This is a genomic window from Rummeliibacillus sp. NPDC094406 (assembly GCF_044763875.1).
Taxonomy (GTDB): Bacteria; Bacillota; Bacilli; order Bacillales_A; family Planococcaceae; genus Rummeliibacillus.
In genome coordinates this window covers 205,813-222,082 of sequence record NZ_JBIWGZ010000002.1, presented here as the reverse complement: position 1 = coordinate 222,082, position 16,270 = coordinate 205,813, and the positions used below count along the sequence as shown (strand labels likewise).

14 protein-coding genes are annotated in these 16,270 nt (G+C 35.5%); all 14 read left to right on the top strand.

Annotation, left to right across the window (positions count from 1 at the left end):
- The first annotated feature begins 45 nt into the window (after positions 1 to 45).
- The gene (locus ACIQ4I_RS05900) at positions 46 to 2,394 is read left to right on the top strand and encodes an FtsK/SpoIIIE family DNA translocase (protein WP_403093948.1); all 2,349 of its coding nucleotides are present in this window, start codon (positions 46 to 48) and stop codon (positions 2,392 to 2,394) included.
- A 204-nt stretch (positions 2,395 to 2,598) separates the two neighbouring features.
- Positions 2,599 to 3,327 (top strand): GntR family transcriptional regulator, encoded by a 729-nt coding sequence (locus ACIQ4I_RS05895; protein ID WP_403093945.1) that lies wholly within the window; start codon positions 2,599 to 2,601, stop codon positions 3,325 to 3,327.
- Between the two features lie 60 nt (positions 3,328 to 3,387).
- A complete protein-coding gene (locus ACIQ4I_RS05890; protein WP_403093944.1) occupies positions 3,388 to 4,452 on the top strand; it encodes a BMP family lipoprotein in 1,065 nt (354 codons plus the stop codon).
- A gap of 278 nt (positions 4,453 to 4,730) precedes the next feature.
- The gene (locus ACIQ4I_RS05885; protein WP_403093941.1) at positions 4,731 to 6,269 is read left to right on the top strand and encodes an ABC transporter ATP-binding protein; all 1,539 of its coding nucleotides are present in this window, start codon (positions 4,731 to 4,733) and stop codon (positions 6,267 to 6,269) included.
- A complete protein-coding gene (locus tag ACIQ4I_RS05880; protein WP_403093938.1) occupies positions 6,269 to 7,318 on the top strand; it encodes an ABC transporter permease in 1,050 nt (349 codons plus the stop codon). The genes ACIQ4I_RS05885 and ACIQ4I_RS05880 overlap by 1 nt, the downstream gene beginning before the upstream one ends.
- Before the next feature lies 1 nt (position 7,319).
- The gene (locus tag ACIQ4I_RS05875) at positions 7,320 to 8,279 is read left to right on the top strand and encodes an ABC transporter permease (RefSeq protein WP_403093936.1); all 960 of its coding nucleotides are present in this window, start codon (positions 7,320 to 7,322) and stop codon (positions 8,277 to 8,279) included.
- A 207-nt stretch (positions 8,280 to 8,486) separates the two neighbouring features.
- Entirely contained in the window at positions 8,487 to 9,755 is a 1,269-nt protein-coding gene (yfmF, locus tag ACIQ4I_RS05870) for an EF-P 5-aminopentanol modification-associated protein YfmF (RefSeq protein WP_403093934.1), read from the top strand.
- Positions 9,755 to 11,089, top strand: a complete 1,335-nt coding sequence (yfmH, locus tag ACIQ4I_RS05865; protein WP_403093932.1) for an EF-P 5-aminopentanol modification-associated protein YfmH — start codon at positions 9,755 to 9,757, stop codon at positions 11,087 to 11,089. The genes yfmF and yfmH overlap by 1 nt, the downstream gene beginning before the upstream one ends.
- A complete protein-coding gene (gene ymfI / locus ACIQ4I_RS05860; protein WP_403093929.1) occupies positions 11,086 to 11,814 on the top strand; it encodes an elongation factor P 5-aminopentanone reductase in 729 nt (242 codons plus the stop codon). Before yfmH ends, ymfI begins: the two co-directional genes overlap by 4 nt.
- Before the next feature lie 42 nt (positions 11,815 to 11,856).
- Positions 11,857 to 12,114 (top strand): DUF3243 domain-containing protein, encoded by a 258-nt coding sequence (locus ACIQ4I_RS05855; RefSeq protein WP_403093927.1) that lies wholly within the window; start codon positions 11,857 to 11,859, stop codon positions 12,112 to 12,114.
- A gap of 223 nt (positions 12,115 to 12,337) precedes the next feature.
- Positions 12,338 to 13,138 carry a DUF3388 domain-containing protein gene (locus ACIQ4I_RS05850; RefSeq protein ID WP_397537576.1) on the top strand — a complete coding sequence of 267 codons (801 nt, stop codon included), beginning with the start codon at positions 12,338 to 12,340 and terminating at the stop codon, positions 13,136 to 13,138.
- Between the two features lie 17 nt (positions 13,139 to 13,155).
- Positions 13,156 to 14,079, top strand: a complete 924-nt coding sequence (locus ACIQ4I_RS05845) for a helix-turn-helix domain-containing protein (RefSeq protein ID WP_403093924.1) — start codon at positions 13,156 to 13,158, stop codon at positions 14,077 to 14,079.
- Between the two features lie 47 nt (positions 14,080 to 14,126).
- A complete protein-coding gene (pgsA, locus tag ACIQ4I_RS05840) occupies positions 14,127 to 14,705 on the top strand; it encodes a CDP-diacylglycerol--glycerol-3-phosphate 3-phosphatidyltransferase (RefSeq protein WP_403093922.1) in 579 nt (192 codons plus the stop codon).
- A 131-nt stretch (positions 14,706 to 14,836) separates the two neighbouring features.
- Positions 14,837 to 16,093: a competence/damage-inducible protein A gene (locus tag ACIQ4I_RS05835; RefSeq protein WP_403093919.1), complete on the top strand. Its 1,257-nt coding sequence runs from the start codon at positions 14,837 to 14,839 to the stop codon at positions 16,091 to 16,093.
- The last annotated feature ends 177 nt before the right edge of the window (positions 16,094 to 16,270 follow it).

Below are 16,270 nucleotides of genomic sequence, written 5' to 3'. Positions count from 1 at the left end.
TTTTTCCTTTCAATAAATGAATGATTAAAGAAAGCAGGTGGAGGCATGGCAACAGCGAAAAAGGGACCAGCAAAGTCAAAAAAAGCGTCAACATCATCAAAAGCAAAAAAAGATACACCATCGCATCCATTAATGTATGAAATTATTGGTCTCATTTTAATTGGTTTTGCAATTATCATATTTTTTGAATATGGCCCTGTAGGGAGATTGTTTCAATTTATAGCACTATTTTTATTTGGAAACTGGGCAATTATTGTTCCGTTTTTATTTATCGTTAGTGCACTTTTATTAATGTTGAAACGAACGGTCCCCAATTTAAAAAATCGTTTAATATTAGGAAGTTTGCTAGTTACAGGGGGACTAACATTATTTAGTCATATTGCATTGTTTGAACAACTATTTGAAGGGAATGCAATTCAAAGTAATTCCGTTTTAAAAGAGACATGGCGAATATTAATTACTAGTGGTGGTATACAAGATCATAGCCACGCATTAGGCGGCGGTATGATTGGTGCAGTGTTATTTGCATGTTTTTATGCATTATTTGACTCTGCAGGTGCTAAAATTGCCGGTTGGCTAATGGTACTTATTGGAATTGTTTTAATTACTGGAAAAGCGCTTATTCCGTATTTGGCTAGTAAATGGCCATCCATAAAAAAATCAATCCTGCAAATGAAAGAAGATTCCGGGAATTCTGTGAGTCGCCGTCAAGAAGCTAAAAAGAAAAAGGCTGCCGAAAAGAAGGGGATTTCTCGCAAAAATCGAAAAAAAGAGGAATCAGATTCGCCAATTCATGATGAAGAGCATCATGCAGCAACAGAAGTAGAGCCTGTGGTTGAAGAGCGCAGAGAACCAATTATTTCTGCTTTTACTCAAAGAGTCCAACTAGAACAACCTGAACCTGAAACGATTGTAATAGGAGAAGAAAGTTCACATCAAGATGTAGATCACCCAGCGATTGATACTTCTAATGTGGTTGAAAATGAAGCGTATCAATTACCAGCGATGAATAGTTTGAAACTGCCACCACATACTGACCAAAGTGGAGAGTTTGAATTAATTCAAGATAATGCGCGCAAATTGGAACAGACTTTCCAATCTTTTGGAGTCAAAGCAACTGTTACGCAAGTTCACCTAGGACCAGCTGTTACTGAATATGAAGTGCTACCTGATCGTGGAGTAAAAGTTAGTAAAATTGTTGGGCTACAAGATGATTTAGCATTAGCACTTGCGGCAAAAGATATCCGAATTGAAGCTCCAATTCCAGGTAAATCTGCAGTAGGTATTGAAGTACCAAATAAAGAAGTTGCGATTGTAAGTTTACGTGAAGTGTTAGAGTCTAAAGAAAATAATAAGCCTGATGAAAAACTATTAATTGGATTAGGTAGAGATATTACAGGTGAAGCAAAACTAGCAAAATTAAACAAAATGCCACACTTACTTGTAGCTGGTTCAACCGGAAGTGGTAAATCTGTTTGTATTAACGGCATCATCATTAGCATATTAATGAGAGCAAAGCCTCATGAAGTCAAAATGATGATGATTGACCCTAAAATGGTTGAATTAAACGTTTATAATGGTATTCCGCATTTACTAGCACCAGTTGTAACAGATGCTCGCAAAGCTTCACAAGCATTGAAAAAAGTAGTCTCTGAAATGGAAAGACGTTATGATCTATTTTCACATACTGGTACACGCAATATCGAAGGGTATAATGAACAAATCGATAAATTTAACAACGAAAACGGAGAAAAGCATCCGAAAATGCCATTTATTGTAGTCATTGTGGATGAATTAGCAGATTTAATGATGGTTGCTTCTAGTGATGTGGAAGATTCGATTACTCGTCTCGCACAAATGGCTCGGGCTGCTGGAATTCACTTAATCATTGCTACTCAAAGACCAAGTGTTGATGTAATAACGGGGATTATTAAAGCAAATATACCATCTAGGATTGCTTTTGCAGTATCATCTGCCATCGATTCTCGTACAATTCTTGATATGGGTGGTGCTGAACGTTTACTAGGACGTGGTGATATGTTATTCTTACCAGCTGGTGAATCGAAACCCGTTCGTGTGCAAGGTGCATTCGTTTCAGATAATGAAGTAGAACAGATTGTGGATTTTGTTATAGCACAGCAAAAAGCCCAGTATCAAGAAGAAATGATTCCATCTGAAGAAGAAGAAGTTCAAGATTTAGATGATACAGATGAGCTTTTCGAAGAGGCTGTTCAATTAGTGGCTGCGCAAGATACAGCATCCGTATCTTTCCTTCAAAGAAAGCTTAAAATAGGCTATGCAAGAGCTGCGCGTATTATGGATCAGATGGAGGAAAGAGGGATTGTTGGTCCAGCAGAAAAGAGCAAACCAAGAGAGGTCCTAATCGGAAAATAATTTTAATAAATTATTTTGATATTAACCAAAGAATGTAAAAAAAACATCTATATTAGAATAGCAATATAAAAATTTGTCTGTTTTAACACAGTTTTTTGTGAAAGTTATTTATTTACCTAAACAAAAATGGTATAGTAATGTCTGATTAGTAGGAATGTTTTACGTCTGATGTCTGATCTCTGATCTCTTTTGGTGGTGGTTTATATGACAATTAAGTCTGATCATCGTCATCTCTATCTTCAAGTGATTGATCATTTAAAGGCAGATATTGAACAAGGTGTTTACAAAGAAAATGAAAAACTACCTTCTGAATTTGAATTATCGAAATCACTTGGAGTCAGTCGTGCAACACTTCGTGAAGCTTTAAGACTGTTGGAAGAAGAAAATATTATTGTTCGAAGACATGGTGTAGGTACATTTGTTAATCCAAAACCTTTATTTACATCGGGGATAGAACAACTCTCAAGTATTTCCTCTATGATAGAGGATGCTGGAATGCAGCCTGGTACAAACTACATAAGTTCTACCGAGCACCTTTCGAATGAAGAAGATATAAAACGCTTTCAATGTGATGCTGATGAATCTTTAATAACGATTGAACGTGTGCGTACAGCAGACGGTGAACCGGTCGTGTATTGTGTGGACCAAGTACCTGCAAAATATTTAGCAGCAGATTTCTTGTCTCGACATAATTCATCCATTTTCTCTGCTTTAGAAGAATCCGGGGAAATTCATGTAGCATATGCAGTTACATTTATAGATCCTGTTGGCTATCATGGTCAAGTTTCTCCAATATTACAATGTGGGCGTGAAACAGCGCTCTTAGTTTTAAAACAGCTCCATTATGATGATAACGATCGTGTGGTGCTCTATTCACGTAATTATTTCAGAGCTGATAAATTCAGTTTCCATGTAGTACGAAAACGTGTGTAAAATAAGTATTCATTCCTGCTATCGAAAATAAAACTAACTTACTTTTTGGGGGGATTTCAAGTGAAAAAACGTAAAATAGGTTTAGCACTTTCTGCACTTTTAGCATCTGGTACATTATTAGCAGCGTGTGGTTCTAATAATGAAACAGAAACAAAAAAAGGCGACGACAAAAACTCATTCTCAGTAGGAATGGTAACCGACATTGGTGGTATTGATGATAAGTCATTCAACCAATCAACTTGGGAAGGTATTGAAAAATTCGGTAAAGATAATGGCTTGTCAAAAGGTAATGGTGGTTATGATTATCTACAATCTGCTGCTGAAAGTGATTACAATACCAATCTTAACAGTTTAATCCGTCGTAACTTTGATTTAGTATACGCTGTAGGTTTTAATCTACATGATTCAGTAGTTGAAGTAGCTAAACAACAAAAAGATGCTAAGATCGCTATTATCGATTCAGTAGTTGAAGGACAAGACAATGTTGCTTCAATTATGTTCCGTGCAAACGAAGCTTCTTATTTAGCAGGTGCTGCTGCAGCTTTACAATCTAAAACTGGTAAAATTGGTTTCATCGGTGGTATGGAAGGTGATATTATCGGTGGATTCGAAGCAGGCTACGTAGCAGGTGCTAAAGCTGCAAATCCAAAAGTTAAAGTTGATGTACAATATGCAGGTACATTTGGCGATGCTGCAAAAGGTCAAACAATCGCTAAACGTATGTATGATTCTGGCTCAGACATTATCTTCCATGCAGCGGGCGGTACAGGTAATGGATTATTCACTGAAGCAAAAGAACGTAAGAAAAAAGATCCAAAAGCTGACGTATGGGTAATCGGTGTTGACCGTGACCAATATGATGAAGGTAAAGTAGATGACAAAACGAACGTTACTTTAACTTCAGTATTAAAACGTGTTGATATTGCAGCAGAAGACGTGTCTAAACAAACAAAAGATGGTAAATTCCCTGGTGGTAAATTGATTACTTTTGGTTTAAAAGACAATGGTGTTGATTTAGCTGATTCTCATGGTGCAATTACTGCTGACACACAAAAGAAAATTGACGAATACAAAGCGAAAATTATTAGTGGTGAAATTAAAGTTCCTGAAAAACCAGGAAAATAGTATTTAACCATTATTATCATAAAGACCAGCATATTCTGGTGGTCTTTATGATATTTTTATCTATTAAAAAATTAATAGATGAAGGTATTTGAAGATTTTAAGATTTTAAGAGAATTTTTTTAAATAATACAATCTGATTTTTATCTATTTTTGTAAAATTACAGATATTAATATTCTGAAAATAATTCCTCTTTAAATGCTTTCTTGTGTTAATTTTTTAACCTTGTTAGTTTATTAATTACACTCATAAATTTATAGTGTCCAAGGGAGTGAACACATTGGAATATGTGATAGAGATGCTTGGAATTCGCAAACAATTTGGCGATTTCGTAGCAAATGATAACATCACCCTTCAGCTAAAAAAAGGCGAGATTCATGCACTATTAGGAGAAAATGGTGCGGGGAAATCGACGTTGATGAACGTTCTTTTTGGTTTGTATCAACCAGAGGCGGGAACAATCCGAGTTCATGGCAAGGAAGTCAAAATTACAGATCCTAACAAAGCTAATGATCTTGGAATTGGGATGGTTCACCAACATTTTATGTTAGTTGAAAATTTCACGGTGACTGAAAATATCATTTTAGGTAGCGAACCTACTAAAATGGGTTTGATCAACATTCGCGATGCAGCGAAAAAAGTACAAGCACTATCTGAAAAATACGGTCTAAATGTAGACGCAAATGCTAAAATTGAAGACATTTCAGTCGGGATGCAACAACGTGTTGAAATTTTAAAAACATTATATCGCGGCGCTGAAATTCTAATCTTCGATGAACCAACAGCGTCACTTACACCTCAAGAAATTACAGAATTGATGCAGATTATGAAGCGCCTAATTAAAGAAGGTAAATCTATAATTTTAATTACGCATAAATTAAAAGAAATTATGGAAGTTTCAGATCGTGTAACAATTATCCGTAAAGGTCAAGGAATTGGAACAGTTATTACAGCTGAAACTAATCCAAATCAACTTGCCGAAATGATGGTCGGACGACAAGTTGTCTTCAAGACTGAAAAAACGGAAGCGCATCCAACTGATATTGTATTAAATATTGAAAACTTAACTATTGCCGATAATCGCGGTGTTGATAAAGTTAAGAATTTAAATCTTACCGTTCGAGCTGGGGAAATTGTTGGGATTGCTGGGATTGATGGGAATGGTCAATCTGAACTAATCGAGGCAATAACTGGTCTTCGCAAGGTGAAGCATGGTACGGTCACTTTAAAAGGTAAGAATATCACAGGGCTAAAACCTCGTAAAATTACAGAATCAGGGATAGGGCATATTCCTCAAGACCGTCACAAACACGGTCTTGTATTAGACTTCCCTATAGGACACAATATCGTTTTACAAACGTACTACCAAAAACCGGTTTCTAAAGGAGGCATTATTGATTATAAAAATGTAAATAATTTCGCCAAGAAAATCATTGAAGAGTTTGATGTGCGTACACCGAACGAGATGACGCCTGCACGTGCATTATCAGGTGGTAACCAACAAAAAGCAATTATTGGTCGTGAAATTGATCGTGATCCAGAATTACTTATTGCAGCATTACCGACACGTGGTTTAGACGTAGGTGCAATCGAATTTATCCACAAACGTTTAATTGAACAACGTGATAAAGGGAAAGCAGTATTACTTATCTCATTTGAATTGGATGAAGTAATGAATGTATCTGATACGATTGCTGTAATTCATGATGGTTCTATTATTGATACAGTGGCACCTCATGGAACAACAGAACAAGAACTTGGTTTATTAATGGCTGGCCAATCACTTCACAATGATCAAAAAAAGGTAGGTGACGAATAGTGTCTAAACGTACGACAAATATTCTTGTTCCTATCATTTCAATCTTATTAGGCCTAATCGTAGGTGCAATAGTGATGCTTGTCAGTGGATTTAGCCCAGTAGATGGTTATATCGCATTGTGGAATGGGGTATTTGGTAATAGTTATAACATGGGTGAAACAATTCGCCAAATTACACCATATGTATTTGCTGGTTTAGCTGTAGCCTTTGCATTCAGAACTGGGTTATTTAACATCGGTGTAGAGGGACAATTAATTGTAGGGTGGTTAGCAGCAGCTTATGTAGGTTATGCATTTGACCTTCCTAAAATAATTCATCTTCCATTAGCTTTATTAGCTGCAGCAGTTGCAGGTGGATTATGGGCGCTTATTCCAGGGTTATTAAAAGCAAAATTACAAGTGCATGAGGTTATTGTTACAATCATGATGAACTATATTGCACTTCATGTAGCGAATGCAACAATTTCAGCGTTATCGAATGGTGGAGAAAAGACTGAAAAGATTCATGATTCAGCTTCACTTAGATCACCATTCTTTGAATCTATTACAGATTATTCAAGATTACATTGGGGATTTGTCGTTGCCATTATTGCTGTAATTGCGATGTGGTTCATATTAGAGAAAACAACACGTGGTTTTGAACTAAAAGCTGTTGGTTTTAACAAACATGCATCAGATTATGCAGGTATGAATGTAAGTAAAAATATCGTTCTTGCTATGGTTATATCTGGTGTCTTCGCAGGTCTTGGTGGAGCAATGGAAGCACTAGGTACATTCGGAAACATTTCTAAGATGACAGCATTTACTGGTATCGGATTTGATGGTATCGCTGTTGCCTTACTAGGTGCGAACCAACCATTTGGTGTATTACTAGGAGCTATACTCTTTGGTTCATTGAAAAATGGCGGTCTAAACATGCCAAACGAAGCTGGAATCCCTGTGGAAATCGTATCAATTGTTATTGCATTGATTATTTTCTTCGTGGCATCAGGTTATATTATTCGAGTAGCACTTGAACGTTTAAGTAAGAAAAAAAAGGAGGAAAAATAACATGAGCTTTTTAGAAGTGTTATATTTCATTATTCCTTCTGCTATCTTCTACGCAGCACCATTAATAGTAACTGCAATTGGCGGTGTATTCACTGAACGATCAGGTGTTATTAACATCGGTCTTGAAGGTGTAATGATTATTGGAGCCTTCAGTAGTGTTGTTTTCAACTTAACATTTGCAAATTCTCTTGGTGGATGGACACCGTGGGTTGGTTTACTTGTTGCAATGGTTGTAGGTATTGTATTCTCACTAATTTTAGCAGTTGCAGCCGTTTCATTCCGTGCTGACCAAACGGTAGCAGGGGTTGCACTTAACATGTTAGGATTAGCAGTTGCTGTATTCTCAGTGAAAATGTTATATGACAAAGGTCAAACGGATTCAATTGCAGAACGTTTCTCGCGTTTTGATATTCCAGGATTAAAGGATATTCCTATTTTAGGTAAAATGTTCTTTACTGACGTTTATGGAACATCTATTTTGGCGATAGTTGTCGCATTCATTGCTTGGTTTGTTATTTATAAAACACCATTTGGTTTACGTTTACGTGCAGTAGGGGAACATCCAATGGCTGCAGATACAATGGGTATAAATGTAACAAAAATGCGTTATATCGCAGTGATGATTTCTGGTGCACTTGGTGGTATCGGTGGTGCAATTTATGCACAAGCAATCGCAGGGAACTTCAGTCAAGGTACAATCAGTGGCCAAGGTTTCATGGCTATTGCAGCTATGATCTTTGGGAAATGGCATCCACTAGGTGCTATGGGTGCAGCATTATTCTTTGGTTTTGCACAATCTTTGAGTATTGCTGGAGCTTCAATTCCAGTGATTAAGGACGTACCTCAAGTAATTTTATTAATCTTACCTTATGTATTAACAATTTTAGCTTTAGCTGGGTTTATCGGAAAAGCGAGAGCACCGAAAGCATCTGGTACACCATATGTGAAAGGCAAACGTTAATTAATCGAGACTGGGCTTCTTGCTCAGTCTTTTATTTTTACTAACAACTTTTATTGTCAATACTTGAAGGGAAGGTAGAGTACGTGACCGAAAGATGGTAAAAAAGTCTAATACTTAACCTGCTTTTACATTAGTTGCAATTTTATTCAATTGACATGTATAGTTGGAGTAATGGTTTGTTATATTAAGTAGATAGGAGGGGTTTGAATGTTTAAATCTATAGAAGTAGCAAAAGACGTTCATATTCATACAAGAGTAACTGATCAATTTAAAACAGTGAATTTTTCGCTGAAATTAAGAAGACCTTTAAAGGTAGAGGAGGCTGCAGAAAGAACTGTTTTATCAAATGTTTTGCAACACAGTAATGCCAAATTCCCATCTACTGCTAGTATGCGTATGTATCTAGATGATTTATACGGTACAGTATTGTATTTAGATACAACTAAAAAAGGAAATGAACATACCGTTTTACTAAACGTTGAAACTGTCAATGATCAATATTTGCAACATGGTGATGTTTTAGAAAAAGTTTTAGAATTAATGCATACCGTAGTTTTTGACCCGAATTTTGAGAATGGTGTTTTTAAAGAAAACATTGTTGCTCGCGAAAAGGAAATGGTCAAAGAACGTATTCAATCGATTTTTGATGATAAATCACGCTATGCACAAAATCGTTTAACAAAACTTTTAGCACCGAATCATCCAGCATCTACTTCTGCAAATGGTACAATTCCAGCTGTTGAAGCCATCACACCCCAATCGTTAACTGATACATATCAACGTATGCTAGCAGAAGATGCGATTGATATCTATGTAGTTGGAGATATAGATGAAACAAAAATGATTGAAGAATTAAAAAAGGCATTACCATTTGGTAATCGTAAATCATCATTTGAACATACCGTTTTACCTAAAATTCAGCCGACTGATTCTTACGTTAAGGAAACGCAAGAAATGAAGCAAGGTAAACTGCATATCGGTTTTACCACACCTGTTTTCTTTAAAGATGCAGATTTCCCGAAAATGCAAATCTTTAACGGCATATTTGGTGGCTATGCGCATTCCAAACTATTCATGAATGTGCGTGAAAAAGAAAGTATGGCTTATTATTGCTCAAGCTCCTACTCTGCACAATATGGCTTAGTATATGTAATGTCGGGAATCGATGCAGAAAATGAAAAGAAAGCATTGCAATTAATTGATGAACAATTAACTGCTATGCAAAATGGTGAAATAACGGATTTGGAAATGACACAAACAAAGGCAATGCTCCAAAACCAATTGAAAGAAGCGCTAGATTCCGCACGTGGCCAAATTGAAATTTACGATCAATATAAAGATTTAGACGAAGATTTCAATGTAGAAGCATGGCAAGCGAAATGGCAATCCGTGACAAAACAAGACGTTGTAGATATGGCTAAACAATTGCACAAAGAAACCGTCTATTTCTTAAGTGGAATGGAGGATGTGAAATAATGGAAACGATTCGTTTTGATCAATTAGATGAAACACTTTATTATGAAAAGCTAGATAATGGCTTAGATGTCTATATTTTGCCGAAAAAAGGATTTTCTAAAACATTCGTGACGTTTACCACGAAATATGGATCAGTTGACCGTTCTTTTGTACCAATTGGTGAAGAAGATGCGATTACAGTACCTGATGGAATTGCCCACTTTTTAGAACATAAAATGTTCGAAAAAGAAGATGGAGATGTGTTCCAAAAATTTAGTGAGTATGGTGCATCTGCAAATGCTTTCACTTCTTTTACCAGAACAGCGTATCTATTTTCTGCAACAAATCATCTTAACGAAAGTACAGAAACCTTACTTAACTTTGTACAGGAACCATATTTCACTGAAAAAACGGTCAATAAAGAAAAAGGGATTATTGGTCAAGAAATTACGATGTATGATGATCAACCCGATTGGCGTTTATACTTCGGTACGATTGAAAATATGTTTAAAGAACATCCTGTAAAAATTGATATTGCAGGTACTATAGAGTCTATTGACAAAATTACAGCAGATCATTTATACACGTGTTATCATACGTTCTATCATCCATCAAACATGCTTTTATTTGCAATTGGAGCTTTAGAACCAGAAAAAATGATGGAAGTAATTCGCGAAAATCAAGCGAAAAAAGAATTTGCAAAACCAACTCCAATTAAACGTATTGAAGTAAATGAGCAAATGGAAGTAGCAATTCCTGAACGTACTTTACGTATGGATGTTATTAAATCGAAAGTCTCTGTAGGTTTAAAAGCAAAAGAAATCAATTTAGCTGGGCGTGACATGTTAAAACATGAATTGGCAATCAGCTTAACGTTAGATGTTTTATTTGGACGCTCTTCTGATTTCTATACTAAAGTTTATGAAGAGGGATTAATTGATGAATCTTACTCATATGACTTTTCTTTAGAACACGGATTTGGCTTTGCAATGATTGGTTCTGACACTTATCAGCCAGATAAATTAATTCAAGCAATCAAAGACCAATTAAAAAAAGTAGAAGAACAATGGCCATTTGGTGAAGAAGAGTTAGAGCGAGTAAAACGTCGTAGAATCGGCTTTAACTTAAGAGCTCTTAACTCAATTGAATTTATTGCAAATCAATTCACACGTTATAAATTTAATGATATGAATTTATTTGACTCAGTTTCCGCTATTGAAGAATTAACTGTAGCAGATGTTCAAGAAGCTTTTAAATCTTTACAAGGCGAATCTCAGCAAACAGTCTTTAAAATCTTACCTCTCTCTGACGGTGACAAAACAGTACTCGCATCAGAAGGTCAAGATTTGAAATGAAAAAATTTGCTTTAGTATTAGGCGCTTCCGGTTCAATCGGAAGTGCCATTTGCCGTGAACTGGCACATAATGGTTGGTCCTTGTATTTGCAATACAATCATTCATCAGATATGATACAAAGTTTGGCCAAAGAATTGATAGATGCCTATCCAGAACAAGAATTCATGACGATACATGCAGATTTAACAGATGAATTTGCAGCAAAGACAATTGTACAATCAGTGTTTTCACTAGAAGCAATTGTTGTTGCCAGTGGTCAAGCATTATATAAACTTGTAGAAGATACAACAAGTGAAGATATGAATGCACTCTGGAAAGTACATGTACAAACGCCAATTCAGTTAATTAGCTTACTCTCTCCAAAATTACGTCAGCATGAAGTAAGCTATATTACAATGATTGGATCGATTTGGGGTGAAGCTGGTGGAGCTGGAGAAACACTTTATTCCACTGTTAAAGGTGCAATTCATTCATTTGTAAAAGCTTATGCCCAAGAAGCGTCTTACAATGGTATTCGTGTCAATGCAGTTGCGCCTGGTTTAATTGATACGAAAATGAATGGGCATTTAAATGATGAAGAAATGTCTTCACTGGTATCCGAAATTCCGTTAGAACGTGCAGGAAAGCCTGAGGAAGTAGCTTATTTAGTAGCGTTTTTACAATCTGGAAAGGCAGATTATATTACAGGACAAATTCTGCGAATTAATGGTGGTTGGTACATATAATTTTGAACTTTACACATACTTGATATGAAAGGGAGGGATTATATGCCTATCATTGAAAATTGGCAAAATTGGACATCCTTTTTAGGCCAAAATGTTTCAAAGGCTGAACAAGCTGGAATGTCCAATAAAGTGATTCAAGAAGCGGCGGTACAAATCGGAGAGTATTTAGCAACTAATATCGACCCTAAGAATGAACAACAAAGAGTACTTTCTGATTTGTGGGGCGTTGCTTCAGAAAACGAAAAAGAAGCATTAGCGAATTGTGTTATTAAACTAGTGCAAAATAAGAATCTACAGTAGTGTAAATTGTTCAAAACTTCTTTTGGACAACTCTTTTGCAACGAGTAACCTCATGGGAAATCTGCTATTGTAGTACTTAAAATGTACTTGGGGGTGCCTTAAAAGTGTTTTTTTACACTTTTAAGACAACCCCTTCCTTTTTTTCTTTTCATATGTAGAAAAATCAGCTATCATGGAACATAGAAATGTTTTAAGCGTCTTATAATAGAAGGGATCGTTGTATGTGAAAGAATGGTATTTTGAATATGAAATACAAATCAATCGCCCCGGATTATTAGGTGATATTGCATCATTATTAGGTATGCTTAGGGTCAATATAGTAACGATTAATGGTGTCGATCAAGTGCGAAGAGGTATGCTTTTACGTGCTGAAAAAGAAGAACAAATTGAACGATTTAGAAATATTGTTTCGACAATGGAAATGATAAAAGTCACGAAATTTCGACAACCTACTACTCGAGATCGTTTAGCTATTCGACATGGTCGTTATATCCAACGAGAAGCAGATGAGAAAAAAACATTTCGCTTTGTTCGTGATGAACTAGGAATACTTGTAGATTTTATGGCTGAAATTTTTAAAAAAGAAGGTCGTAAATTAATAGGAATACGTGGTATGCCTCGAGTAGGAAAAACGGAGTCAATCGTTGCTGCTAGTGTTTGTGCGAACAAGCGATGGTTATTTCTATCCTCTACAATGATTAAACAAACTATACGCAATCGGCTACTTGGTGATGAATTTAACAGTAATAATGTGTTCATCTTAGATGGAGTCGTTACTAGACGTTCTTCTGATGAGCGTCATCAACAATTAGTTCGTGAGATTATGCAATTACCAACGATTATCGTGATTGAACATCCTGATATGTTCGTGCAACATTCTGAATATACAATTGAAGACTTTGATTATATTATCGAATTAAGACATCATCCAGATGAAGAAATTACATACGAAGTGCTAGAGCGTCATAATAGCTTTTTACAAGATTCGGGTGGTTTCGGCGGTTTTGGAGGATTTAATTTTTAACAGGAAGGTGTTTACAATTGACGGAACTAGGAGCTCGTTTAAAGGAAGCGAGAATGTCAAAAGGTTATAGTCTGGATGATTTACAGGAAATTACAAAAATTCAAAAACGTTATCTTTCTGCAATTGAAGAAGGCAATTACAGTGTTATGCCTGGATCATTCTATGTACGTGCATTTATAAAGCAGTATGCGGAAGCAGTAGGTTTAGATTCTAATGAGTTATTAGAAACCTTCAAAGGAGAAATCCCTTCCAATAAAACAGTAGAAAATGTTACAGCAACGGCGAACATCCAACAACCTAATCAACGTCGTAGTCTTACAAAAAAGGCGACTAAAGGAAGTTCCGATTGGATGCCTAAAGTAATTGTTGCCTTATTTATCATCATTATTATTGCAGCAATTTGGTTTTTAAATCAACATAATTCAAGTAATGATGTTGCGGATGAACCAAAACAACAAGACGTCAAAGTTGAATCAACTAACGTTCAGACAAATAGTAATAAAGATAAATTAGTACAAGGGAAATCTGTAGCTGATTCAAAAGCAAAACAAGTTCAAGTAACAAAAGATACAACAGAAAAATCAAAACAAAAAATCTCTAAAGGTACATTAGAAAATGATAGTGTAACTACTACGTATACATTAACAGGCGCTAAAGACTTTAAAATAAAAGTTAAAGTTTTAGGTAGTACATGGGTTGGTATTCAAGATGAAAATGGCACTGAAATTTCCAGTGAATCAAAAATATACAAGCCAGATCAAATGTATAATAATGGTGATGAACTTGATCTAGATGCGACTGGTAAGAAAAGTGTTCGCGTTAGACTTGGAGCATCTGCAAATGGTAGTGTATATGTAAATGATGAGAAGATTAAATTTGCAGCAACTCCTGCAGAACGTTATACTCAAAATATCGTTATTAAATTCGAGGAAGTAAAGTAGTCATCTTATATAGATGACTTTTTCCTTTGGTAAGAAAGGTGAAACAAATGAATATTCCTAATAAAATCACAGTTTCTCGAATTTGTCTAATTCCTATTTTCGTTATTATGATGGTATTAGATTTTGGATGGGGAGATTTGTCCATATTGGGTGTAACATTACCAATTGAACATTTTATTGGTGCTTTGATTTTTATTATTGCATCTGTGACAGACTGGATTGATGGTCACTATGCACGTAAATATAACTTAGTAACAAATTTAGGTAAATTTTTAGACCCATTAGCAGATAAATTACTTGTATCATCTGCATTTATCTTATTAGTAGCAATGGAAGCTGCACCGGCTTGGGTTGTCATCATAATCATTAGCCGTGAGTTTGCAGTAACTGGCTTACGATTAATTTGTGCAGAACAAGGCGAGGTTGTAGCTGCTAATCAACTAGGCAAAATCAAAACATGGACACAAATTGTGGCGATTGCCTCATTATTACTTCATAACATTTTCTTTGAAATGTGGGGTATTCCATTTGGGACAATCATGCTTTATATCGCATTATTCTTCACAGTTTGGTCTGGAATAGACTACTTCTGGTTAAACCGTAAGATTTTATTAGAATCAAAGTAATATAATGTTATATATTTTAGGCTCATTTTGCATGACGAAAAACAATATTTTCGTTTGGCAACCACATTTGTGGCATTTGATTTATTCAAATGAATGAGTCTTTTTTTCTAATTATAAGGGGGATAACATTGATGAATGCTGAAATTATTGCGGTAGGATCTGAATTATTACTAGGACAAATCACGAATACCAATGCGCGTTTTATTTCCAATCAATTATCGGAGCTTGGTATAAATGTTTACTATCATACAGTTGTTGGGGATAACGTAGGTCGTTTAGAAGAAGCAATTAAAATTGCAGAATCACGTGCAAATCTCATTATTTTTTCTGGGGGTTTAGGACCAACAAAAGATGATTTAACAAAAGAAACAATCGCTAAATATTTACAAACAGAGCTTGTATATGATGAGTTTGCAATGAAGTCAATTGAAGAATTTTTTGCAAAACAAAATCGTAACATGACTGAAAATAATCGTAAACAAGCACTTATATTAAAAGATTGTGATGTGTTAGTGAATAAGCATGGTATGGCTCCTGGTATGATTTTCGATTATAATAACCGTATTTATATACTACTACCTGGGCCGCCAAAAGAAATTGAGCCAATGTTCCAATTTGAAGCAAAACCAAAACTCGCGGCTCGTCTTCATGAAGGCACTAAGATCGTTTCACATGTGCTTCGGTTTTATGGCATTGGAGAAGCAGAGCTTGAAGTACGTATACAAGATTTACTAGAACATCAATCAAACCCAACAATTGCACCACTCGCCTCAGATGGTGAAGTGACATTACGGATTACAGCAAACGCTGAAAATGATGAACAAGCATGGATATTGATCAATCAAACAAAAGAAGCAATTATCTCCCGTGTTGGTGAGTATTTGTATGGTGTTGACGATGATTCATTATCTAGTAAAGTAGCAGAAATGCTAATTACTAATAATCTAACGATTGCTGTAGCAGAAAGCTTAACAGCTGGTCTTTTCCAATCGGAGCTGGCATCAAACCCTGGTATTAGTCAATCTTTACTTGGTGGTATGGTAACTTACACTGAACAAGTAAAAAAAGAGCAACTAGGTATGCCTAACGACATATTAGAACAATTTGGTGTAGTGAGTGCTGAATGTGCTGGAGCAATGTCACGTCTTGTTAAGAATAAATTTAATTCTGATATTGGTGTTGGATTAACGGGGGCAGCTGGACCAGAAGCGCATGGTGACAAGCCTGCTGGTACAGTATGGATTGGCATTGCAATTGGTGATGATAAACCCTATACGTATCGTTTACAATTATCAGGCATGCGTAATACAAATCGTCTTCGTGCAGTGAAATTTGCTTTTCACTATTTAATCCAACTTTTATCGGAAAAAGGGTATTCTAAAATATAATTTTGGAACACATAAAATTTAATTTTGATTAAAAAAAGCAGCAAAAATATAGATTTCATATTCTATTAATCTATCGGTATTTAATATTATTTATAATATTTACGAATAAACGTTCGCTTTTTTCTTGTGTTTTTCTCAGAAAAGAAGTATAGTAGAGACAGAAATAAAAGAGAACCA

Excerpts from the sequence above, each read along its gene's own strand:
- ACIQ4I_RS05900 (WP_403093948.1), top strand. The coding sequence starts at position 46 with ATGGCAACAGCGAAAAAGGGACCAGCAAAGTCAAAAAAAGCGTCAACA.
- ACIQ4I_RS05895 (WP_403093945.1), top strand. The coding sequence starts at position 2,599 with ATGACAATTAAGTCTGATCATCGTCATCTCTATCTTCAAGTGATTGAT.
- ACIQ4I_RS05875 (WP_403093936.1), top strand. The coding sequence starts at position 7,320 with ATGAGCTTTTTAGAAGTGTTATATTTCATTATTCCTTCTGCTATCTTC.
- yfmF (WP_403093934.1), top strand. The coding sequence starts at position 8,487 with ATGTTTAAATCTATAGAAGTAGCAAAAGACGTTCATATTCATACAAGA.
- yfmH (WP_403093932.1), top strand. The coding sequence starts at position 9,755 with ATGGAAACGATTCGTTTTGATCAATTAGATGAAACACTTTATTATGAA.
- ymfI (WP_403093929.1), top strand. The coding sequence starts at position 11,086 with ATGAAAAAATTTGCTTTAGTATTAGGCGCTTCCGGTTCAATCGGAAGT.
- ACIQ4I_RS05855 (WP_403093927.1), top strand. The coding sequence starts at position 11,857 with ATGCCTATCATTGAAAATTGGCAAAATTGGACATCCTTTTTAGGCCAA.
- pgsA (WP_403093922.1), top strand. The coding sequence starts at position 14,127 with ATGAATATTCCTAATAAAATCACAGTTTCTCGAATTTGTCTAATTCCT.
- ACIQ4I_RS05835 (WP_403093919.1), top strand. The coding sequence starts at position 14,837 with ATGAATGCTGAAATTATTGCGGTAGGATCTGAATTATTACTAGGACAA.